This is a genomic window from Vibrio chemaguriensis (assembly GCF_012275705.1).
In the GTDB taxonomy this organism is placed as follows: Bacteria; Pseudomonadota; Gammaproteobacteria; order Enterobacterales; family Vibrionaceae; genus Vibrio; species Vibrio diabolicus.
This window is the reverse complement of the sequence record NZ_SHOE01000016.1, coordinates 98,722-119,157: the sequence shown is the minus strand read 5'-3', so window position 1 is coordinate 119,157 and position 20,436 is coordinate 98,722. Positions and strand designations below refer to the sequence as shown.

22 protein-coding genes are annotated in these 20,436 nt (G+C 46.3%); 7 read left to right on the top strand and 15 right to left on the bottom strand.

Annotated elements, in window-relative coordinates:
- Positions 1-181: 181 nt before the first annotated feature.
- Both EX191_RS15895 and EX191_RS15890 read right to left on the bottom strand, forming a co-directional pair.
- Positions 182-892 carry a 3-deoxy-D-manno-octulosonic acid kinase gene (locus EX191_RS15895; protein ID WP_193448040.1) on the bottom strand — a complete coding sequence of 237 codons (711 nt, stop codon included), beginning with the start codon at positions 890-892 and terminating at the stop codon, positions 182-184.
- Positions 893-903: 11 nt separating this feature from the next.
- Positions 904-1,311, bottom strand: coding sequence for a diacylglycerol kinase (locus EX191_RS15890; RefSeq protein ID WP_074191922.1), 408 nt, complete (start codon positions 1,309-1,311; stop codon positions 904-906).
- 107 nt (positions 1,312-1,418) lie between these two features.
- Here EX191_RS15890 and EX191_RS15885 point away from each other — a divergent pair, with 107 nt between their 5' ends.
- The 3 genes from EX191_RS15885 to EX191_RS15875 are packed head-to-tail and all read left to right on the top strand — an operon-like array spanning position 1,419 to position 4,062.
- Positions 1,419-2,474, top strand: coding sequence for a glycosyltransferase family 9 protein (locus EX191_RS15885; RefSeq protein WP_193448039.1), 1,056 nt, complete (start codon positions 1,419-1,421; stop codon positions 2,472-2,474).
- A gap of 35 nt (positions 2,475-2,509) precedes the next feature.
- Complete coding sequence (locus EX191_RS15880) at positions 2,510-3,277, top strand: glycosyltransferase family 2 protein (RefSeq protein ID WP_054867810.1); 768 nt, start codon at positions 2,510-2,512, stop codon at positions 3,275-3,277.
- Positions 3,274-4,062, top strand: a complete 789-nt coding sequence (locus tag EX191_RS15875; RefSeq protein ID WP_193448038.1) for a glycosyltransferase family 2 protein — start codon at positions 3,274-3,276, stop codon at positions 4,060-4,062. The genes EX191_RS15880 and EX191_RS15875 overlap by 4 nt, the downstream gene beginning before the upstream one ends.
- Before the next feature lie 31 nt (positions 4,063-4,093).
- Here EX191_RS15875 and EX191_RS15870 read toward each other — a convergent pair whose 3' ends face one another.
- From EX191_RS15870 to EX191_RS15830, 8 genes are all read right to left on the bottom strand, one after another.
- On the bottom strand, positions 4,094-5,029 hold the full coding sequence (locus tag EX191_RS15870; RefSeq protein WP_193448037.1) for a glycosyl transferase family 90: 936 nt from the start codon (positions 5,027-5,029) through the stop codon (positions 4,094-4,096).
- Positions 5,016-5,498 carry a pantetheine-phosphate adenylyltransferase gene (gene coaD, locus EX191_RS15865; protein WP_005395788.1) on the bottom strand — a complete coding sequence of 161 codons (483 nt, stop codon included), beginning with the start codon at positions 5,496-5,498 and terminating at the stop codon, positions 5,016-5,018. The genes EX191_RS15870 and coaD overlap by 14 nt, the downstream gene beginning before the upstream one ends.
- 86 nt (positions 5,499-5,584) lie before the next feature.
- On the bottom strand, positions 5,585-6,394 hold the full coding sequence (gene mutM, locus EX191_RS15860) for a bifunctional DNA-formamidopyrimidine glycosylase/DNA-(apurinic or apyrimidinic site) lyase (protein ID WP_150916115.1): 810 nt from the start codon (positions 6,392-6,394) through the stop codon (positions 5,585-5,587).
- A 102-nt stretch (positions 6,395-6,496) separates the two neighbouring features.
- On the bottom strand, positions 6,497-6,973 hold the full coding sequence (locus tag EX191_RS15855) for a hypothetical protein (RefSeq protein WP_193448036.1): 477 nt from the start codon (positions 6,971-6,973) through the stop codon (positions 6,497-6,499).
- 276 nt (positions 6,974-7,249) lie between these two features.
- The gene (gene rpmG, locus EX191_RS15845; RefSeq protein ID WP_004410866.1) at positions 7,250-7,420 is read right to left on the bottom strand and encodes a 50S ribosomal protein L33; all 171 of its coding nucleotides are present in this window, start codon (positions 7,418-7,420) and stop codon (positions 7,250-7,252) included.
- 13 nt (positions 7,421-7,433) lie between these two features.
- Positions 7,434-7,670: a 50S ribosomal protein L28 gene (gene rpmB, locus EX191_RS15840; protein WP_005384783.1), complete on the bottom strand. Its 237-nt coding sequence runs from the start codon at positions 7,668-7,670 to the stop codon at positions 7,434-7,436.
- 302 nt (positions 7,671-7,972) lie between these two features.
- Positions 7,973-8,647 carry a RadC family protein gene (radC, locus tag EX191_RS15835; RefSeq protein WP_193448035.1) on the bottom strand — a complete coding sequence of 225 codons (675 nt, stop codon included), beginning with the start codon at positions 8,645-8,647 and terminating at the stop codon, positions 7,973-7,975.
- A 114-nt stretch (positions 8,648-8,761) separates the two neighbouring features.
- Positions 8,762-10,435: a methyl-accepting chemotaxis protein gene (locus EX191_RS15830; protein ID WP_193448034.1), complete on the bottom strand. Its 1,674-nt coding sequence runs from the start codon at positions 10,433-10,435 to the stop codon at positions 8,762-8,764.
- A 193-nt stretch (positions 10,436-10,628) separates the two neighbouring features.
- Here EX191_RS15830 and coaBC point away from each other — a divergent pair, with 193 nt between their 5' ends.
- From coaBC to EX191_RS15815, 3 genes are all read left to right on the top strand, one after another.
- A complete protein-coding gene (coaBC, locus tag EX191_RS15825) occupies positions 10,629-11,828 on the top strand; it encodes a bifunctional phosphopantothenoylcysteine decarboxylase/phosphopantothenate--cysteine ligase CoaBC (protein ID WP_193448033.1) in 1,200 nt (399 codons plus the stop codon).
- A gap of 171 nt (positions 11,829-11,999) precedes the next feature.
- Positions 12,000-12,590 carry a nucleoid occlusion factor SlmA gene (slmA, locus tag EX191_RS15820; RefSeq protein WP_005379386.1) on the top strand — a complete coding sequence of 197 codons (591 nt, stop codon included), beginning with the start codon at positions 12,000-12,002 and terminating at the stop codon, positions 12,588-12,590.
- Positions 12,591-12,596: 6 nt separating this feature from the next.
- A complete protein-coding gene (locus tag EX191_RS15815) occupies positions 12,597-13,547 on the top strand; it encodes a Kdo(2)-lipid IV(A) acyltransferase (RefSeq protein ID WP_193448032.1) in 951 nt (316 codons plus the stop codon).
- Between the two features lie 86 nt (positions 13,548-13,633).
- Here the strand turns inward: EX191_RS15815 and pyrE are convergent, their stop codons facing one another.
- Both pyrE and rph read right to left on the bottom strand, forming a co-directional pair.
- Positions 13,634-14,275 (bottom strand): orotate phosphoribosyltransferase, encoded by a 642-nt coding sequence (gene pyrE / locus EX191_RS15810; protein ID WP_006741831.1) that lies wholly within the window; start codon positions 14,273-14,275, stop codon positions 13,634-13,636.
- Positions 14,276-14,379: 104 nt separating this feature from the next.
- Positions 14,380-15,096: a ribonuclease PH gene (rph, locus tag EX191_RS15805; protein ID WP_104971148.1), complete on the bottom strand. Its 717-nt coding sequence runs from the start codon at positions 15,094-15,096 to the stop codon at positions 14,380-14,382.
- 184 nt (positions 15,097-15,280) lie between these two features.
- On the opposite strand from rph, the gene EX191_RS15800 reads away from it, so the two are divergent.
- Positions 15,281-16,147, top strand: a complete 867-nt coding sequence (locus tag EX191_RS15800) for a YicC/YloC family endoribonuclease (protein ID WP_005395766.1) — start codon at positions 15,281-15,283, stop codon at positions 16,145-16,147.
- A gap of 225 nt (positions 16,148-16,372) precedes the next feature.
- Here EX191_RS15800 and EX191_RS15795 read toward each other — a convergent pair whose 3' ends face one another.
- From EX191_RS15795 to lhpI, 3 genes are all read right to left on the bottom strand, one after another.
- Positions 16,373-17,656: an NAD(P)/FAD-dependent oxidoreductase gene (locus tag EX191_RS15795; protein WP_193448031.1), complete on the bottom strand. Its 1,284-nt coding sequence runs from the start codon at positions 17,654-17,656 to the stop codon at positions 16,373-16,375.
- A gap of 42 nt (positions 17,657-17,698) precedes the next feature.
- Positions 17,699-19,183: a Na+/H+ antiporter NhaC gene (gene nhaC / locus EX191_RS15790; RefSeq protein ID WP_193448030.1), complete on the bottom strand. Its 1,485-nt coding sequence runs from the start codon at positions 19,181-19,183 to the stop codon at positions 17,699-17,701.
- 134 nt (positions 19,184-19,317) lie between these two features.
- Positions 19,318-20,277, bottom strand: a complete 960-nt coding sequence (lhpI, locus tag EX191_RS15785) for a bifunctional Delta(1)-pyrroline-2-carboxylate/Delta(1)-piperideine-2-carboxylate reductase (protein WP_193448029.1) — start codon at positions 20,275-20,277, stop codon at positions 19,318-19,320.
- Positions 20,278-20,436: the final 159 nt, after the last annotated feature.

The window sequence follows — 20,436 nt, the reverse complement described above, 5'->3', positions numbered from 1 at the left end:
GATAAAACCAGCTCCACCGGTTACTAATATTTTCTTCACGAATGTTACCTACGTTAATTTGTGTGTCATCAGATACACATGAATACTTTATGATTATTGTAGTTTATAGACTCACTCGAGCATCGTTAGACTCAAGAAGGCTTACTTAGGGCAATCAATTATAAAATGATAAAAAACCCAATTAAATTTGAGAAGCGTAACCGTCCTGCAAATGCTCAAAATCGGATTCTTGCCAAATAATCTGTCGCTTTAAACGCTCTTTATTAAATGAACGCAGGAGTCTATTTAGATTTTGAGCCTTCCAGTCACCAGAAGTTTCAAAACGACACTTATCAAAATCGATAATCCATACCTTATCTTTGTCGTCGATCAAGATATTATGGATATTCAAATCGGTATGGTTAACGCCAACCTGATGCATCTTGGCAATTTCTTGCCCTATTTTTTGATGCATGTCTGCCGATAAAGACTGTTCTTGCAAGATACTAACCAGATCTCTGGCGTTTGGGATTCGCTCACTTAATAAATCAGCTTGATAGAAGAACCCTGACTTTACGGCTCTTGCTGCAATTGGACGAGGAACGTGCACCCCAGCCTCGATTAGCGCCAATAAAAGCTGAAACTCTTGCGCACTACGGGTGTTATCCCAGCCAGAGAACCAATAATGATCGTTAACCAACTTCCCAAACAAACCGCCACGACGGTAATGACGCAGTGCTGCTTGCATGTTCTCTAGTTGGATAAACCATGTCGTGCCTCGCCCCGTCGCACTGCCAACCACCTTGTCTAAGGACTGCCAGTATTCCGCATCAAATATCGGTTGGCTAGGGTCTGTAAGGATCTCGTCATCAAACCAAATCATTTGGTTGTTGTTTTGATACTGTTGAGTCACGCGCTTACCCCCTAGCCTAAATATCGGCTGGTTAATATATACAACCAAGTAAATCCGGCGAACGCCAATGCAACCATAACGGCAGCAGAGCCTATGTCTTTAGCTCGACCACTGAGTTCATGCCGCTCAATACCGATACGATCAACCACAGCCTCAATAGCTGAATTCACAAGCTCTACAATCAAGACTAACACCACGACCCCGATCATTAAGATACGCTCAACCATGCCGACATCCACTAGCCAAGCCAAAATCACAGCGAAACTCAACAGAGCCAACTCTTGTCGAATGGCAGCTTCATGCTTAAAAGCCGCTTTTAATCCTTGGATCGAATAACCCGTTGCTTTAACGATGCGCTTTAGCCCGGTATTACCCGGTTTGCCAGATTCTTGCGATTGATGCGGTGTTATCTTTGACATTGCAGAACACTTATCAGTACTTAGCTATATTCGAGCCGTGTATTTTACATTTATTGGGGATGTCTGCATAATTTACCTGCCTCTATTCATCGAATCAGACAATAATTATGTTCACTTCTGCCCCATCGTCATTATGCATCTTGCGTTTGTCCGCTATTGGAGACGTTTGCAATACCATCGCCACCGTTCAAGCTATTCAGAAACACTGGCCTTCGACCCAGATTACTTGGATAACGGGTAAACTTGAAGCCCAGTTATTAGCCGCCATTGATGGCGTAGAAGTGATTGTTTTTGATAAAAAAGCGGGACTCGATGGCTACAAATCGCTTTGGCGACAGCTGAAAGGCAGAGAGTTTGATGCGCTATTGCATATGCAGTACGCGATTCGAGCGAGTGTCGCAACGTTGGGCATTAAAGCAAAATACAAACTTGGTTTCTCTTCTGATAGAAGCCAAGATTTTCAGACGCTATTTACCAATGTCAAAGTGCCTTCCCCGCAATCTCTGCATGTCGCAGATGGCTTAATGGCCTTTGCCCATCAAATTGGAGTACCAAAGGCAGAACTGGACTGGGTACTTTCTTATTCAGATCATGACCAAGCTTGGGCAGAGTCTCATATTTCTCGTAATAAACCTAACCTGCTGATTGTGCCTGGTGCGAGCAAAGCTTATAAAAACTGGAACGCGGAAGGTTATGTGGATGTGATTCATCACGCCAGAGCTAAAGGCTGGAACGTGATTCTGGCAGGTAGCCCAGCTCAAGTTGAACTGGATTTGGCTGAAGCCATTCAATCTCGCTTGGAAGAACCGTGTCTAAATTTAATTGGACAAAGCTCAATTCTGCAAATGCTTGCGTTAATAGATAAGGTTGAAATGGTCATCGCCCCCGATACCGGACCAGCACACATGGCAAATGCCATGAAAACGCCAATCATCGGGCTCTATGCACACCATAATCCGCTGCGAGTGGGACCTTACCGCTACCTAAAATACGTTGTCTCTGTTTATGAAGAAACGATCTTTGCAGAAACAGGTAAAAACAGTCACGAGTTAAACTGGCGAACTCGCGCTAAAGATGAAACGGCAATGAACCGCATTACTAACACTCAAGTAATGAGCATGTTCGATCAAGTCTTAGAAGATTTGTATCCTCAATACCAGTAAACTTACTGTCTTGATTTGTTAAGAAGGAAATGACCTTGTCCAAACCAACCTTAGCCGTTGCCTTAATTGTAAAAAATGAAGAGAAGCACTTACAAGCTTGTCTAGACACAGTAAAAGATTGGGTCGATGAGATTGTCCTTCTAGATTCGGGCAGCACTGATCGTACCGAAGAAATCGCCCGACAATACACAGATAAGTTTTACACCAACCTAGATTGGCCAGGATTCGGTAAACAGCGCCAACTTGCGCAGCAATACGTTACGGCAGACTACGTTTTATGGCTTGATGCAGACGAACAAGTCACTCCAGAGCTAAAAGAAAGTATCTTACACGCGGTATCAGCCAATAAGCCGAACGTTTTATACAAGCTTAACCGACTAAGCTCAGCGTTTGGTAAGTTCATCTACCATTCTGGTTGGTCTCCAGACTGGATTGTGCGCTTATATCGCACCGAATATACGCAATATAATGATTCGCTCGTTCATGAAAAAGTTGATGAGAAAAACTATCAAACTGAAAAACTGGATGGTCGACTGCATCACTACACTTACGAGCACCTTCATCATTACATCAATAAAACCACTGGCTACCTCAAGGCCTGGACGGATGAACGTGAAGGTAAAAAGAAATCCGGCTTAACCACTGCAATTGTTCACGCTCTTGCTAGCTTTTTGAAGATGTATGTTCTCAAACGAGGCTTCCTTGATGGCAAACATGGTTTCATTCTAGCTTGGCTAAGCATGCACTCTACTTTTGTAAAATATATCGATCTCTACTTACGTGAACAGGCAAAAAAATCATGAAAACGACTTTAATTATCACCACTTACAACTGGAAAGAAGCATTAAAAGCGGTGTTAGAAAGCGTGAAACGTCAAACCGTTTTGCCTGATGAAGTCATCGTTGCAGATGACGGTTCTCGAGACGATACCAAAGCAATGATCGACCAACTGCGTGACGGCTTTCCAGTACCACTTATTCATAGCTGGCACGAAGATAATGGCTTTCAACTTTCAATGAGCCGCAACCGTGCTATCGCAAAAGCATCAGGTGACTACCTCATCATGATTGATGGCGACATGGTGTTGTCTCAAACGTTTATTGAATCACATAAGCAAGTCGCAAAGCCAAATTGGTTTGTGCAGGGTGGACGTGTGTTAACGGATGAAAACTGCAGCAAGGCCATCATGGAAAACGGCTTAATGCCTTCTATCTTCAGCAAAGGCATTCGCAATCGTAAAAACTGCATCACCAACGCTTTACTATCGAAATGGTTCTCTTACGAGCGCAATAACGATAAAGCCACTCGCGGTTGCAACATGGCGTTTTGGCGACAAGATGTCATCGAGGTGAATGGCTTCAACCAAGATTTTGTTGGATGGGGACGCGAAGACAGCGAGTTTGTTCATCGCATGTTGAATGCGGGTAAGTCACGTCTTTACCTAAAATTCGCAGGTGTAGGCTACCACTTGTACCACGTAGAAAACTCTCGTGCGTCACTCGGACAAAATGACGATATTTTAGAGAACACCATTAAAAACAAGCTTAAACGCTGTGAGAATGGTGTTGATCAATTTCTAGAAGCTTAAGGTTATAAAAAAGGGGCGAAGCGCCCCTTTTTTATTGTTGCTGAGATAAAGCGAAGTACTTATCGGCAACCATCAATGAGATCAAACGCTCTTTACGTTTATCTTTGAACTGCTCAACCCACTGGTGCGCATTTTCAATGATCGCTAATGCTTCTTGCTCATTCGCTAGATAATAGTCCATCTTTTCGGGCAAATCCGAATAGTCATCCTTCACTTCAACATAGTGGACACCAGCCTCTAACTTACCTTCCATAAACCAAGTCTCATATTTTGGCTTTGACATAATAACCAAGGAGTTAGACGACATAGCCCACTTAAGGTTGGTGGCCACATCATTGCCTTCTATACACAACAAGAACTTGTATTGAAGTTGCTCCTCAATGCTCATAAAGCCTTTTTCCCAAGGCTGCCCTTCTACCGGGCGGGTCTGGCCAATGTTGCATTGCGGATGGTTGTAGAACGCATGAATCACCTTTTGACGATGAGGCTGAAAACCCACACCACGCCAAGCGACCATGTCCTTTTTATCTTGATAGCGAACAGGATCATCAACAAATTTAAAATGACGAACTTGGTTAAGTTTCAATACCACTGAATTTTGGTTGTTACCAAAAATAGGGCGGCTTTTTATAAAGCTCGGTACATTGGGAATGTGTGTAACATCACCGTTGATGTAGTTAAACGCAAAACTGGAAGGGAAATAGCGTACAACTTGGCGAAGATCGAAAAAATACGTCCAACCTTTCGTTTTTTTGAATGTATCGACAGTCGCGTAACTTTGTTCTCGGCTATCGACTGAAAACGGCGTTTCACACTTGTTGTAATAGTTCACCCGCTCAAGGCAGAGTTGCTTCTCGGCTTCAGTTAAATTCGAAAGTAAACGCTTTGCTTGTGCTCGATATACAAAACGAGGGATAAGTATCGAGAGAGCGTTTGAGAAATAATAAGGGAATTTACTGTCTTTCATTCAGTTTTTCCCCAATCGCGATGGCTACTGGCTTGGGAACGAACTGATCGATACTTCCGCCATGAATGGCCACTTCTCTCACGATAGTCGACGATAGAAACGCAAACTCTTCTTCAGGTGTCAAAAATACACTTTCGATACCTGGTAATAGCTTTCGGTACATGTTGGTCAGTCCAAACTCGTATTCAAAGTCTACCGTTGTTCGCAAACCACGAATAAGAACCTTAGCTTGCTCATCTCTCGCGAAGTCCACTAATAACCCAGAGAACCCCTTTACCGTCACCCCCGGTAAATGCGCTACAACGTCCTGCATCAGTGCAACGCGCTCTTCCAATGAAAACATGGTGTTCTTCGATGGGCTTGCGGCTACGCCAATCACAACCTCATCAAACATTTCGTGAGTGCGTTCTATTAGATTGAGATGACCATTAGTCACTGGATCAAAAGTGCCCGGATAAATGACTTTCATATAATTTACTAAGTTATTCGAAACTGATTGAATTATTGAGGCTCGAGCGCAAGATTACAACAACTTAAGCTCGATATTAGCTCGTCTTACTTCTGACACTCACCACAAAAGAAGGTATTACGCTGCCCTATTTTTAGCTCTTGAAGTCGTTCGCCGCATTCTGGGCATGGCTCTCCGGCTTTTCCGTAAACTAATAACTCTTGTGCAAAGTAACCCGGCTTTCCATCGGCTTGCGCAAAGTCTTTCAGCGTAGTCCCACCTTGCGTAATGGCAATCTCAAGTGTCATTTTGATATTTTCAACAAGTAACCCCCACTCTTGAGAAGTTAGCTTACCTGCAGGCCTTGAAGGGTGAATTCGAGATTTAAACAACGACTCATTCGCGTAGATGTTCCCGACACCAACCACGACTTTGTTGTCCATGATGAACTGCTTGACGGCGACACGCTTATTTTTAGCTTTCTCCGCTACATATTCCGCATTGAACTCTTCAGTTAAAGGCTCAGGCCCCATGTTTGCTAGTACAGCATGTGACTCGCCAGGAGCACACCACAGCCATGCCCCAAAACGACGCGGATCGTTATAACGCAGTATTTTTCCACTGCTTAGTTTGAGATCTACATGATCGTGCTTTGCTGGCGGAAAGTCGGCATCTAGGACACGTAAAGACCCAGACATGCCCAAGTGAACAATGGCTGTACCTGTGTTTGTCTCGATCAGTAAGTATTTCGCACGACGGCTAATCGCACGGATCACCTGCCCTTCCAATTTTTTAAGCTCTATAGGAATATCCCAGCGCAATTTAGGCGTTCGAAAAGTAAACGACTGGATCGTTTGTCCAACCATGTGGGGGCTAATCCCCATACGACTGACTTCAACTTCTGGCAACTCAGGCATTAGATTCTCCAATTCACCGGCTAATAGTTCTCGCTGCTAGCATAATCGAAAAGAAAAACGATAAATAGGAAAGCTTGTTAGAGGTATAGGCGCAAAAAGGCTTTACTCTGGCATAAGGTAGTTTTCATCGACGGAGATAGCGACCCATTTGTCTTGCCAGGTTTTAAATAGCCAAAAATCAGGTAAACGAAAGAAAGTTACCCGCTGCGGCTCTTCGAGATCCTGATACCAAACTTCTACCGTTTCAGGTATCGTCAGGTTAGGTTTTAAATGATCGAACTGTTCCGAGGTAAGCTCGGTCCCTTCCAATGATTGCCAGCGTGATACAAGTTCACTGATCGGTGCATCGACTTTGACGTTAGATTGCCATCGTCCATCATGCAGTTCGAACTCCCAGCCACTATAGTACAAAGTCTCCACCGTATAGTCGGAGCGAAGTACATTTGGGTAGGGGTCTGCTTGGTCTGTTAATAGGTAAGTTTTGATCCACATCGGCGCATTTAAGATCACTATAAACGCGATAATGCCCAGAATAAGAATATTGTTCCATCGGCGGCGACGAGCCGGACTCACACGCATAACCATCTCTACTCTCTTATAGTTATGAGTAAACTACCAAAGAGTATTGAGCTTGACTAGAACAACGGTGTGCAAGTGTGTAGAGAATTGGTGGCAAAGCGGTAGAGAGCGATAAATCAAAAATTCTAGTGTAGCGTCGGACCGATAAAATGACTTCAGCAGTGCTTTATTATCCGATAACGTACTGAACACTTTTTTCAGCACTTTTTTATTCAGGTAATAAAAAACCCAACTCGAAAGTTGGGTTTTTCAATTCATCAAAGAGACTGAAACCAATTATTTGATTTTTGCTTCTTTGTACATAACGTGCTGGCGAACTACTGGATCAAACTTTTTGATCTCAAATTTGCCTGGCATGTTACGCTTGTTCTTATCAGTTGTGTAGAAGTGGCCTGTACCTGCAGAAGATACTAGACGGATTTTCTCACGAACGCCTTTCTTTGCCATTGCTTATTTCCTCTTAAACGTTTTCGCCACGTGCACGCATGTCTGCAAGAACAGTATCAATACCTTTCTTGTCGATGATGCGCATACCTTTAGCAGATAGACGTAGTTTAACAAAACGTTTTTCGCTCTCTACCCAGAAACGATGAGTTTGTAGGTTCGGCAGAAAACGACGCTTAGTAGCATTTCGTGCGTGTGAACGGTTGTTACCCGTTACTGGACGCTTACCAGTTACTTGGCATACTCGTGACATGAATGTCTTCTCCAAAATCGTTTCAGCTCGATATCAACCTTGGTGGCCGAACCTCTCTATCTCTCGAAAAGAAGTTAGAGGTTAAGAACCGCTATGGAAAATCCATACAAGGCTATCAAAGGTCGCGCATTATACTAACTTGATATGCATTGCTCAAGACCCGAACAGATCCTTTTTACAGGTTTTCGTGATCTTTTTTTAGACAGCAGATTTTTTTAGCAGTCCAAGCTGAATTCAGTTAAAAATTTAGTGGCGTGGATGATAGCAGATTTTTAGCAACTAACAACCTAAAAAACGCACAGTTATATCCAGCCTCTTTCAGCAAAAGAGACACTTTCCCCATCTCCGATGACGAAATGGTCCAAAATACGAATATCCACCAATGCTAATGCGTCGGTGAGACGCCTTGTAATCCTTCTGTCAGCTTGGCTCGGCTCAGCAACGCCTGAAGGATGATTGTGCGCCAAAATCAAAGCCGCCGCATTATGATGCAGAGCTCGCTTGACGACTTCTCTCGGATAAACCGACGCGGCATCCAACGTTCCTTCAAATAAAATTTCATCTTTTATCACTCGGTGCTGGTTATCGAGAAAAAGAATATAAAAAGCCTCTCTTTGCCGATCCCTTAAAATAGAAGACAGATATAACTTAGTTTGGTCGGGGCTGGTTAAGGCGTCACCACGCTTTAGCGTTTCCGCTAAATAGCGCTGCGTCATTTCTAGTACCGCTTGCAACTGAACATACTTGGCTTGTCCCAACCCTTTATGACGACAAAACTCTTGCTCTGATGCTGAAAATAGTTGTCTGAGCGAACCAAAGTCTTGAATAAGGAAGTCTGCAAGCTCAATCACGTTCATTCCGCGGCTGCCTGTGCGCAAGAAGATGGCCAGTAGCTCAGCATCGGTCAATGCTTGCGGTCCTCGTTGCAACAACTTCTCTCTGGGCATGGACTCAGTTGGCATAGCTTTCAGTATCATCTGATGTCTCTTTATATGGAAAGTGCCCCTATTCCACAAAACAAAAAGCGAAAGTCGAGTATGACTTTCGCTTTCTTCGTACCATCAGTGCTTTCCATGCAACTTAACAGTTCATCAGAGTTTAAAGTTGCCAACCAAGCCGTGAATTTCTGTTCCAGATTGTGATAGCTGCGTGCTGATTGACTCGGCATGCTGCAACGTCTCATTAATGTTGTTCACGATCTGTTGAATAGCCACTAAGTTTTGGTTGATGTCTTCTGCAACCGCACTTTGCTCTTCGGCAGCAGACGCGGTTTGAATACCCATATCTCGAATTGTTCCGATAGAATGATGAACACTAGAAAGAGATTGCTGAATGAGCGCCGATTCTTCCGCCGTTTTTACACCTCGTTTTTGGCTCACCGACATCGTACTGACCGCTCTTGATACACCATTTTGTAGCTGCTTAAGCATGTCACCAATTTCATGAGTACTATTTTGCGTACGACTGGCTAGCGAGCGAACTTCATCCGCAACGACGGCAAACCCTCGGCCTTGCTCACCGGCTCTAGCCGCTTCAATCGCCGCATTTAGGGCCAACAAATTCGTTTGCTCGGCTATCTCGCCAATCACATCCAGCACTTTGGTTATTTTTTCGGTTTGTAAACTCAACTCAGAAATTGCATCTGACGTACTGTCTATCTCCCTCACTAGCTCGGTAATGCCTTCAATTGCTTGTTCCACTTCACGCTGAGCTTCGGTAACTTGACTGTTGGCATCCTCAATCGCCTGTGCTGTCGCATTGGTATTGCTGGCTACTTCTTTGGCTGTCATGCTCATTTGCGTCACTGCCGTCACGACTTTGTCCGTCTCTAAACAGTGATCCTGCATTTGACCGCTCGCTTGGCTGGTCTGAGTGTTCAGGCTTTGAGAAACGGTCTGTACTGTCGTCGCAGAGCGATGAATGTCTTGCATCAGTGGGTGCAGCTTATCCATAAACTCATTAAACGCGGCCGCCACTTCACCGACTTCATCCTGACTTTCGACTTTTAAACGAGCCGTTAAGTCACCGCCGCCTGCGGCTACATCTTTCAATGACGCCGCGACATGTTGTAATGGCTGAATGCCTTTCGACACCACGATACTGGTGAGAACACTGGTAATGATCAACCCAACAACGGAAATCAACACGGCAGATAACGTATGCTCTTTTAGCTCTTGAGTCTTTAACTCTCTGTGCATCGCAACTTGCTGGTCGATGTCATCAATATAAACACCAGTGCCTAAAACCCAGTCCCATTTCGATAAATATTCTGCATAGCCTAGCTTAGGCGCTTGTGCGTCAATGGTCGGTTTGTGCCACGAGAAATAGAGGAACCCATCCCCTTTTTGAGAAGCATCAATCAAGCCCGCGATAACTGCGACCCCATTTTCATCTTTTAAGTCGTAAAGGTTTTTACCCTCTAAAGAAGGTTTGATGGCATGTAACGTATTCACACCTTGAGAGTCGTAGGCAAAAAAGTAACCATCGCTTTCAAAGCGCATGGCTTTCAGAATTTCTTTTGCTGCCTCTTTATTACTTCCATTTACATCCGTGTCGTATAACGGTTTTATCGCCGTCACACCCATCATCATGTAGGCTTGTAGCTCTTTCTTCTTCGTTTCGATGAGCTCTTGCCTGTCTCTTGCCAGCTCCGCTTCCAAACTTTTACTGCTGTTGATGTAATACACCACTGAGATCAACGTGGTGATCAACAACAGTGGAATTAGGGTTATCAACAGCAATTTATTTCGACTTTTCAACACCATGGTTTCCACTACCTCTTTTTCTTTTCAGACTTGCAAACTCCGCGCAACTTGTCTGTGAGGTAGGCGAGAATTTTCCCTTCCTCGGTCAGATTAATACTCTGGAGTTTGATGTGAATTATCTTCTCGTTATATATGCTCGGGCGGTCAGACTTTGAATTGTGTTAAAATCCGGTCATCAAATTGGAGATCTCACATGCAAACACTAGCAGGAAAGAAAATTCTACTCGGCATCAGTGGCGGTATTGCCGCGTATAAATGTGCGGAGCTAACCCGTCGCCTCATAGAGAGGGGAGCGCAAGTTCAAGTTGTAATGACGAAAGCCGCAAAAGAGTTCATTACCCCTTTAACCATGCAAGCCGTTTCGGGCCGTCCTGTCTCGGACAGTTTACTAGACCCAGCAGCGGAAGCCTCTATGGGCCATATTGAATTGGCCAAATGGGCAGATTTAGTGCTATTAGCGCCCGCGACCGCGGACTTAATCGCGCGCATGTCCGCAGGCATGGGGAACGATTTACTTACTACGCTCGTGCTCGCGACGGATTCCCCTGTTGCTGTTACTCCTGCGATGAATCAACAGATGTATCGCAATATCGCAACCCAAGAGAACATCGCTACGTTAGCGCGTCGTGGTATGCACATCTGGGGCCCTGCGGCAGGAGAGCAAGCCTGTGGTGATGTAGGACCAGGTCGAATGCTGGAACCAATGCAGCTAGTACATCTATGTGAACAGTTCTTTCAACCAAAATTGCTAGAAGGTAAGTCGATACTCATTACCGCCGGACCAACTCGCGAAGCGATTGATCCAGTGCGTTACATTACGAACCATAGCTCCGGGAAAATGGGCTATGCATTGGCGAGCGCCGCAGCGCAGATGGGAGCAAAAGTCACCCTCGTGAGCGGTCCTGTCAGTTTAAATACGCCCGTAGGTGTTGAGCGCATTAATGTTTCCAGTGCACAAGAGATGCACGAAGCCGTTATGACACATGCAAACAGGCATGATGCGTTTATTAGCTGCGCTGCCGTTGCCGACTACCGCCCACAAACGATCGCGTCTCAAAAGTTGAAAAAGACAGAAGACAACGACGAAATGGTCATTAATATGGTTAAAAATCCTGATATTGTTGCATCTGTGGCAGCAATGACGGAGAAGCGTCCGTTTACCGTCGGTTTTGCGGCTGAAACCAATGATGTAGAGACCTATGCTCGAGGCAAGTTAACAAAGAAAAACCTCGATATGATCTGTGCAAACGACGTTTCGGTTTCAGGGCAAGGATTTAACAGCAACGACAACGCAATTACCCTTTACTGGCCTGAAGGTGAACTTGCGCTCGCTTTAGAATCAAAAGAAGCATTGAGCTTTAAAATTCTCGAAAAAATGCATCAATTGATGTAACTAACGTTTGAAAACCCTGCCAATTTTTTACAAAAGCTGGCATAAATTTGGTACAAAAATGACAACTAAGGGTGTTAAATCTCCCATTCCACCCTTAGTGGTCTAGTTTGAGGCGAAATAGCGTCTTATAATCCCCTCCGCTCAACTTTGTATTTTGAAAGGAAGTAACTAATGGCCGGCAGTAAAAAATCCAACCGTCGTGAAGAGATCTTACAAGCATTGGCAGAAATGCTTGAATCAACAGATGGCGCTTCACGCATTACTACGGCAAAACTGGCCAAGCAAGTCGGCGTTTCAGAAGCCGCGCTGTATCGTCATTTCCCAAGTAAAGCGCGCATGTTCGAAGGGTTGATTGAGTTCATTGAAGAAGCCTTGATGACACGTATCAACCGTATTCTAGACGACGAAAAAGATACACTAGAGCGTATTCGTATGGTGATGCACCTTATTTTGGCGTTCTCTGAACGTAACCCAGGTCTGACACGCATTTTGTCGGGTCATGCTCTAATGTTTGAAAATGAACGTCTACGTGAACGCATCAATCAACTCTTTGAGCGTATAGAAACACAATTGCGCCAAATCCTGCGTGAACGTAAGATTCGTGAAGGGAAGTCTTTCCCTGTCGAAGAGCGCATCCTAGCCGCGCAAATTCTGGGACAAGTTGAGGGGAGCCTAAACCGCTTTGTGCGTAGCGACTTTAAATACCAGCCGACTGCAAACTTTGACGAGTACTGGGCGCTTTTGAGTGCACAAATAAAGTAAAAGACTATGAGTAAAGACAAATACACGCAGCCCGAGTTTTCTCTTTCACTTCTTCACCCTCGTAACTGGGGCGTATGGCTTGGTTTTGGTCTGTTGGCCATCCTCGTCAATATTCTTCCTTATCGGCTGCTGCTTTCATTAGGTCGTTCACTCGGTAAACTTGGCATGCGCTACGGTAAAAAGCGTGTCCACGTTGCTCAACGTAACTTAGAATTGGCCTTTCCAGACAAAACACCTGAAGAGATTCAACATATTGTTGAAGAGAACTTCAAAAATACCGGTATGGCACTCATAGAAACCGGAATCACTTGGTTCTGGTCGACTTGGCGCTTTAAAAAACTTATCGTCGAGAAAGATCTCGGCGCACTGCGTGAAAAAGCCAAAGAAGGTAAAGGCGTCCTACTTTGTTGTGTCCATGCTCTTAATCTAGAGATCACTGCACGTGCTTTCGCCGTGCTCGGCGTGGCCGGGTACGGCGCGTTTCGTCCGCATAATAATCCTGCTTATAACTTTATCCAGTATTGGGGACGGACACATAACGGCAATAAACTGATTGATCGTAAAGATGTGAAAAAGATGATTCGTGTATTACGCAGCGGTGAGCGTCTGTTCTATCTGCCGGATCACGATTACGGTCGAAAAAAATCTGTATTTGTGCCCTTCTTTGCCGTAGACGATGCGTGTACGACAACGGGTACAAGTATTCTGGCGTATACCTCAAAATGTGCGATCATCCCAGGCTCAGGGTTTCGCAATGGTGAAGGGAAATACGACATCATCGCCGATAAGTGCATTGAAGCCGACTATCCACAAAAAGACGAAGTCGCCGCTGCCGCTTACATGAACAAGTATGTGGAAGAGGTCATCCTACGCGCTCCAGAGCAATGGATGTGGCTCCATAAACGCTACAAAACCATGCAAGATGAGCATGTCGAGAAAGGCATTCGCTATAAGTAAGTCGTCAAGGCGATAAATCCAAAAACTAAAAAAAGGGCAGATGGATATCCATCTGCCCTTTTTACTTTTTCAGAAAAAGTAACCAATTAAATGCCGTATTCCGAGCGATAGGCTTTAACTGCTTCCAAGTGCTCAGCAGCGTCACCTTTCTCTTCTAAGTAAGTCACAAGATCACCCAAACTTACAATTGAAATCACGGCACAACCAAAATCACGCTCAACTTCTTGAATCGCAGAAAGCTCGCCCTTGCCCTTCTCTTGGCGGTCGATAGCAACCAGTACACCAGCAAGGTCTGCGCCATTTGCTTTAATAATTTCCATCGACTCACGGATTGCAGTACCTGCTGTGATTACGTCATCCACTAGCATGATTCGACCTTCAAGCGCAGAGCCTACAAGGTTACCGCCTTCGCCGTGATCTTTCGCTTCTTTACGGTTGAAGCAGTAAGGCGTGTCGATATCGTGGTGATCCGCCAGCGCGACTGCTGTTGTCGTCGCGATTGGGATACCTTTGTACGCCGGGCCAAACAGCACATCAAACTCAATGCCCGAATCTGCAAGCGCGGCTGCGTAAAAACGACCAAGACGCGCTAGGTCACGACCAGTATTGAAAAGACCAGCGTTAAAGAAGTACGGGCTTTTACGGCCAGATTTCAAAGTAAACTCACCAAACTTAAGAACTTCTTTCTCAAGTGCAAACTCAATAAATTCACGCTGGTATGCTTTCATTATTTTCTCTCTATATCCTTGGTTTCTTGTGTCTCTTCTCGACAATCATTCATTTCTCTATTGTCGAGATAAAAAAATAGCCCCCATAATGGGAGCTATTAAAATCAATTGGCTAACGCCGCCTTCTGCGCTGCGACAATTTCCGTAATGCCGATTTTCGCCGACTCGAGCAATGCCATCAGCTGTTCGTGACTGAACGGTTCACCTTCTGCAGTGCCCTGAATTTCAATCATCTTGCCTTCTTCGGTCATTACCACGTTCATGTCTGTGTCTGCCGCTGAATCTTCAACGTATTCAAGATCACACAATACTTCATCGCCTAGCAAACCAACTGAAACTGCCGCTACGTGGCCTTTCATTGGATTCGCTTTTAGCTTACCGCTATCCACTAGGTGTTGGAACGCATCAGCCATTGCAACGCTTGCGCCGCTGATGGATGCAGTACGCGTACCACCATCAGCTTGGATAACGTCACAGTCAACGGTGATCATGAACTCACCCATGGCTTTTAGATCGACAACAGCACGTAGGCTTCGCGCAATAAGACGCTGAATTTCCATCGTACGGCCGCCTTGTTTGCCACTTGCCGCTTCACGACGAGTACGAGAATGTGTTGCTCGTGGTAGCATGCCGTATTCAGCTGTAACCCAGCCTTTACCTTGGCCTTTTAGCCAACGTGGCACAGATTCTTCTACGGTCGCATTACACAACACTTTGGTGTTACCGAACTCAACTAGCACTGACCCTTCAGCGTAAGCTGTGTAGTTACGAGTAATTTTGATAGGGCGAACTTGATCCGCCTTGCGATCGTTTGGACGCATGGGCATCTACCTTAAATATGAGGAGAAGACGATTTGGTTGGGCGAAGATTATAACGGAATCGATTCCGGATTCATAGGTTACGCCGCTGGCACAACATAAACAATCCATACATCCCGCGCACCTATCGACGCAGCGTGATACACTCTTGAAGTAATTTTCAAAAAATGAAGACAGGAAAATTCGATGATTTACAGTATGACAGCGTATGCACGCAAAGAAGTAAAAGGCGACTGGGGTTCTGCGGTATGGGAAATCCGCAGCGTGAACCAGCGTTATTTAGAAACATACTTCCGCATGCCAGAACAATTTCGCGGATTAGAGCCCGTTTTACGCGAGCGTTTTCGTAAGCGCTTAGCGCGAGGCAAAGTGGAATGTAATCTGCGCTTTGAAGCAAACCCTGCCGCAAAAGGTGAGCTTAGCATCAACGAAGCGCTTGCTAGCCAGGTAATTAAGGCCGCTGAACAAGTCATGCACATGACTGGTGAACTGAGCCGAATCAACCCATTTCAAGTCATGCAATGGCCGGGGGTAATGGAAACGCCAGAGCAAGACATGGATGCGGTAAATAAAGTACTACTAGAAGCGTTTGATGGCGCAATGGATGAGTTTATTGAAGCGCGTGCTCGTGAAGGCGAGAACATGAAAGCGCTGATTGAACAGCGTTTAGATGCCATCTCTGCAGAAGTCGTAAAAGTGCGTGCCCGCATGCCAGAAATACTAGAGTGGCAACGTGAGCGACTATTCTCGAAATTCGAAGACGCTAAAGTGGAACTGGATCCGTCTCGTATCGAGCAAGAGTTGATTTTGCTAGCGCAAAAATCGGATGTTGCTGAAGAGCTCGATCGCTTGGACTCTCACGTAAAAGAAACCACAAACATTCTGAAAAAAGGTGGCGCAGTGGGTCGTCGTCTGGACTTCATGATGCAAGAGTTCAACCGTGAATCGAACACGCTAGCGTCGAAATCGATCAGCACCGACATCACCGCATCGGGCGTTGAACTGAAAGTACTGATTGAACAGATGCGTGAGCAGATCCAGAATATAGAATAGATTCCAACCAGTTCCATGTCCATGTATAAAGCCCTTAATTAAAAGGGCTTTCTTATTTCGCTCTTCTATACACATCCATGGAATTCATCATCAACCACGAATCTGCGGGGGGTAATCAGGTGCAGGCAAGTGGCAATATATCAATGATGTGCCAGTGTGAATCGACATGTGAGATCTCCGTTCGACGTGCTTTTTTATCACGATACTATCTGCTGTCTTCGGGCCTTAGAATCGGTCTACCCGATACGGCTGCACGTCAAACTCAGGCTCCACTTGGCGCAATAGGCTAATAACCAACTCTGCACTAATGGCGGCTTGAGTCAGCCCCAAGTGCTGATTCCCAAAGGCAAACAATAACCGTGGATGACGCGGGTGCTGGTCTATCACTGGCAACGAATCCGCCAGAGTCGGTCTATGTCCCATCCACTCACTCACTTTAAGAGCAGGGTTGTTTAATCGTGGCAATAGTTGCCTACTGTGATGGCGCAGCACATTAAACCTGCGAGCAAACTCAGGTAAACGCAAGCCACCTATTTCCGTGATCCCAACCACCCTTAAACCAGACGCCAAAGGGCTCATCACCAATTTACGCTCCGCAGAGCCAATCGGATGTTGGAGTGGCGGCGTCTCCATGTCGGCAGTCTCTATCGTCAGGTGGTACCCGCGCTCCGCTTCAAGTGGAACAGATATCCCTGTTTGTTCTAACAGAGGCTTACCCCAAGCGCCGGTGCAAAGCACCACATGCTCGAACCTATTTTGACTCGTCGCCGTGATCACCCCAACTGCGTTCTCTTGCGGAAGAATTTCACTCACTTCTGTTTGTTCAAAACACCCACCGCGCGCTTGAAAAACCGCAAACAGTTGCTTCGATAGTAAATAAGGATCTTTCACTCGACACGCATTAGGGAAAAACAGAGCGTGACTGACAGTCTCAGCCAGCTCTGGCTCTTTTTCCCTCAGTTGTGCGCCCTGCAGTAGGACACTTTCTATGTCCCATTGAGCAAGGTAAGCAGCATGCGTTTTGGCCTCGTCTAACTTATTTTCTGACTCCCATACCAACAGGTAACCTGACGGAACAAGATATTCTTCGGCCCCTATATCAGCCAAGCAGCGTTGCCAAGCAGGAACGGCCGCTTGATTGAGCTGGTAGAGCGCTTGTCGGCTTGCCTCCACTCGTGCAGAAGAAGCCGAGCGAACAAAACGCGCCAACCAAGGCAGGGCTTGAGGTAAATACTTCCAAGGAAGGGCCAACGGCCCCTTGGGATCCATCCACATCTTTGGCGCCGCAGCCAGTGTCTTTTTCGTTGCCAGAGGATCAATCAGTTCTGTAGCTAAATAGCCAGCATTACCAAACGAAGCGCATTCACCCGGCAAACCCTTGTCAAACAAAGTGACTTGAAAGCCATGACGCTGTGCTTCTAGGGCGGTACAAAGCCCCACCACTCCAGCCCCCACTACCGCAACGGTGGGCTCGTCGTTAAAAGGGGTATGTTTCGCGGATTGTGTCATGTTCTACCTACTGGCTTAGCTAAAGAATGTATTGGCTACGGTTTAATGGGTACTGCTACTCGCTGGTGAGACAGGCTCTGTGCTTGCCGGCGCCTCTTGCTCCACACGCTTTGAGAACCACCCTGTCTGGGCGTATAAAATGCCAATCGCAGGTGATAACCAACAAGCAAACGCCAACGGTGCATACAACAAAGCACTGTAATCGCCTGGTGCGACTATCAGCCCCAAAGTTCCCATCACAAATGCACCACCTGCATTCCAAGGGATCAATGGCGAGACTAAGGTGCCCCCTTCTTCAATCGCCCTGGAAAGATTGAGTCGGCTATAGCCCAACTTGTCATATTGCGGCCCAAACATACGCCCAGGTAAAGCAATCGAGAGGTACACATCACCCGATACGGCGTTGGTCGCAACGGAAGTAAGAATGGCATTCGTTTGTAACCCTTTGAAGCCTCGTGTCGACTTCATCACGGCATTCACGACCGACTCTAAACACCCAGTCCGCTCCAGTGCACCACCAAATGCCAACGCAAACATCATCAAAGTGATCACCCAAGTCATTGAGGTAACGCCACCGCGATTTAGTAAGTTATCCAACGCGGCCGATCCGGTCTCTATCTTGTACCCACTGTGGGCAAACGTGAGAATGTCATTCAGATTGTAATCGTAATTATGAACCGCGACACCAGCGCCGAGAACAAAGCCAATAAACAGGGCTGGGATCGGTGCTATTTTGTAAAACGCCAATAGCATCACCACCAAGAGCGGCAGTAAAGGCAACAAACCAAGTAAGAAATGACTCTCCATGCCCGATTGAATCGCGGTGATTTGTTGTAGCTGTTGTTGAGCGTCAGAGGTCGCATCCCCCATCACCACACCACCAAGAATCGAGTAAAGCGTCAAAGCGATCAGCATAGCTGGAATGGTTGTCGGCATCATATTACGAATATGAGCGAATACATTGGTTTCGGTTACGGCGGCAGCAAGGTTAGTGGTATCCGATAACGGTGAGATCTTGTCGCCGAAAAAAGCGCCTGAGACAACGGCACCCGCCGTCCAATATGCTGGAATACCAAACGCAAAACCGATTCCAACCAACGCCAGCCCGACCGTGCCCACGGTTGTCCAACTCGAACCAATCGAAAGAGATACCAAAGAGCACAACAGCATGGTGGCTGCCAAAAACCACTCTGGTTCAATCAAGACTAAACCGTAATAGATAAGAGTCGGTACTGTGCCACTGGCTATCCACGTACTTACCAGCATCCCTACCACAATAAGGGTTGCAATGGAGGGCATCGCCACGTGTAAGACACGGAATGCACCGGATTCGATGTCCTGCCAACGCAGCCCTTGGTACCAGCCAACTAACGCGGTAATAGCAAAACCAATCGCTAACGCGATATGTGGAGTAAAGTCGTCATAATAAAAAATCTGTGTCGCTAACAAGCCAATGGTGAGGATAATCGGTACGACCGCCAGGCCTAGTGGTGGTGGCGCCGTATAATCTGAGTTCTTTTTAGTCATAGGTCTTTTTCCAAATCACGTCGCAAGGGACCGCACCTGAAAAGGTGCGGAGCGCATGGAAAGCCTGATAGCGGATAACAAAGCCGCAAGCAGGGCAAAAGAAAAGCCAAGATATGCGTCGGCCTGATTACGATTTACGCACCCTGCACTGACTGATAAGCCAGAATCGCGCCCGCCAGATCTTCACGAGAGTCGCCAACCGATTTAAACAACGTGATCGCCGTTTCTGGTTCGTCGAGCTCTGCACGTCCTGCATGTTGGCCACTACACAACACCGAAAAGTCCGCTAAAATCTTCTCTTCGGTAATCGCTCCGTCACGGATAGGCATGATCAACTCGCCCGTTTCAACCAGTGCCGCCGCCTTCACATCCACGAATACATTCGCTCTCTGTAACGCTTCGTTGTTGGTCTCGCGCATTGTCGGCGTAAAGCTCCCCACCAAATCTAAGTGCGCGCCCGGCTTCAGCCACTCACCTTTAATGAGGGGCTCGGTTGAAAGCGTGGCACAACTAATGAGATCGGCTTTGCGCGCGACCGTTTCCAGTTGCTCATCGGAGCATGCAATGGCATCAACGCCCTCATCACGCAATTCTGTAGCCAATTGCTCTGCCGCAGCCGGATTAATATCCCACACATGAACAGTTTCAATTGGACGTACACTCATATGGGCTGGTACTAGGCGTCGTGCAACGCGTCCTGCCCCAACCATCAACATTTTACTGGCCGTTTCACGCGAGAGGTAACGAGAAGCTAGTGCCGAAGCCGCCGCAGTTCTGCGCGCGGTGAGCTCATTGCCATCGATCTGAGCCAGCATTTGCCCTGTCTGACCACAACTCAGTAAATAGTGACTGCTGAGTCCAGGTTGATTACGCGCAGAATTCCCCGGAAAGACATTCACCTGTTTTACGCCCAAGTACTCGCCTTCAATCCATGCCGGCATTAATAACAAGGTCGCGCTAGGGTCTTGCGGCACATTCATCGTGTGATGGTGACGAATAGGCGCCGTTACATCACGGGTAAAAATATCTTTTAAAGCGTCGACCAATGGTAGCCAAGCTAGTGCGTCGCGAACCTGTTGCTGGTTAAGTTGCATGTCATTCTTCCTTCCTTGTTAATATATTGTTATTTTATCTATTAATAGCGCCATTCATTTGCCCGAGACTCTGCGGTATTTAACCCAGACTCCGGAACTGAAAAACTTTGGGAAAGGAAAAGCTACATTGGGGAAACTAAGCGCGCGGATACAAGTAGG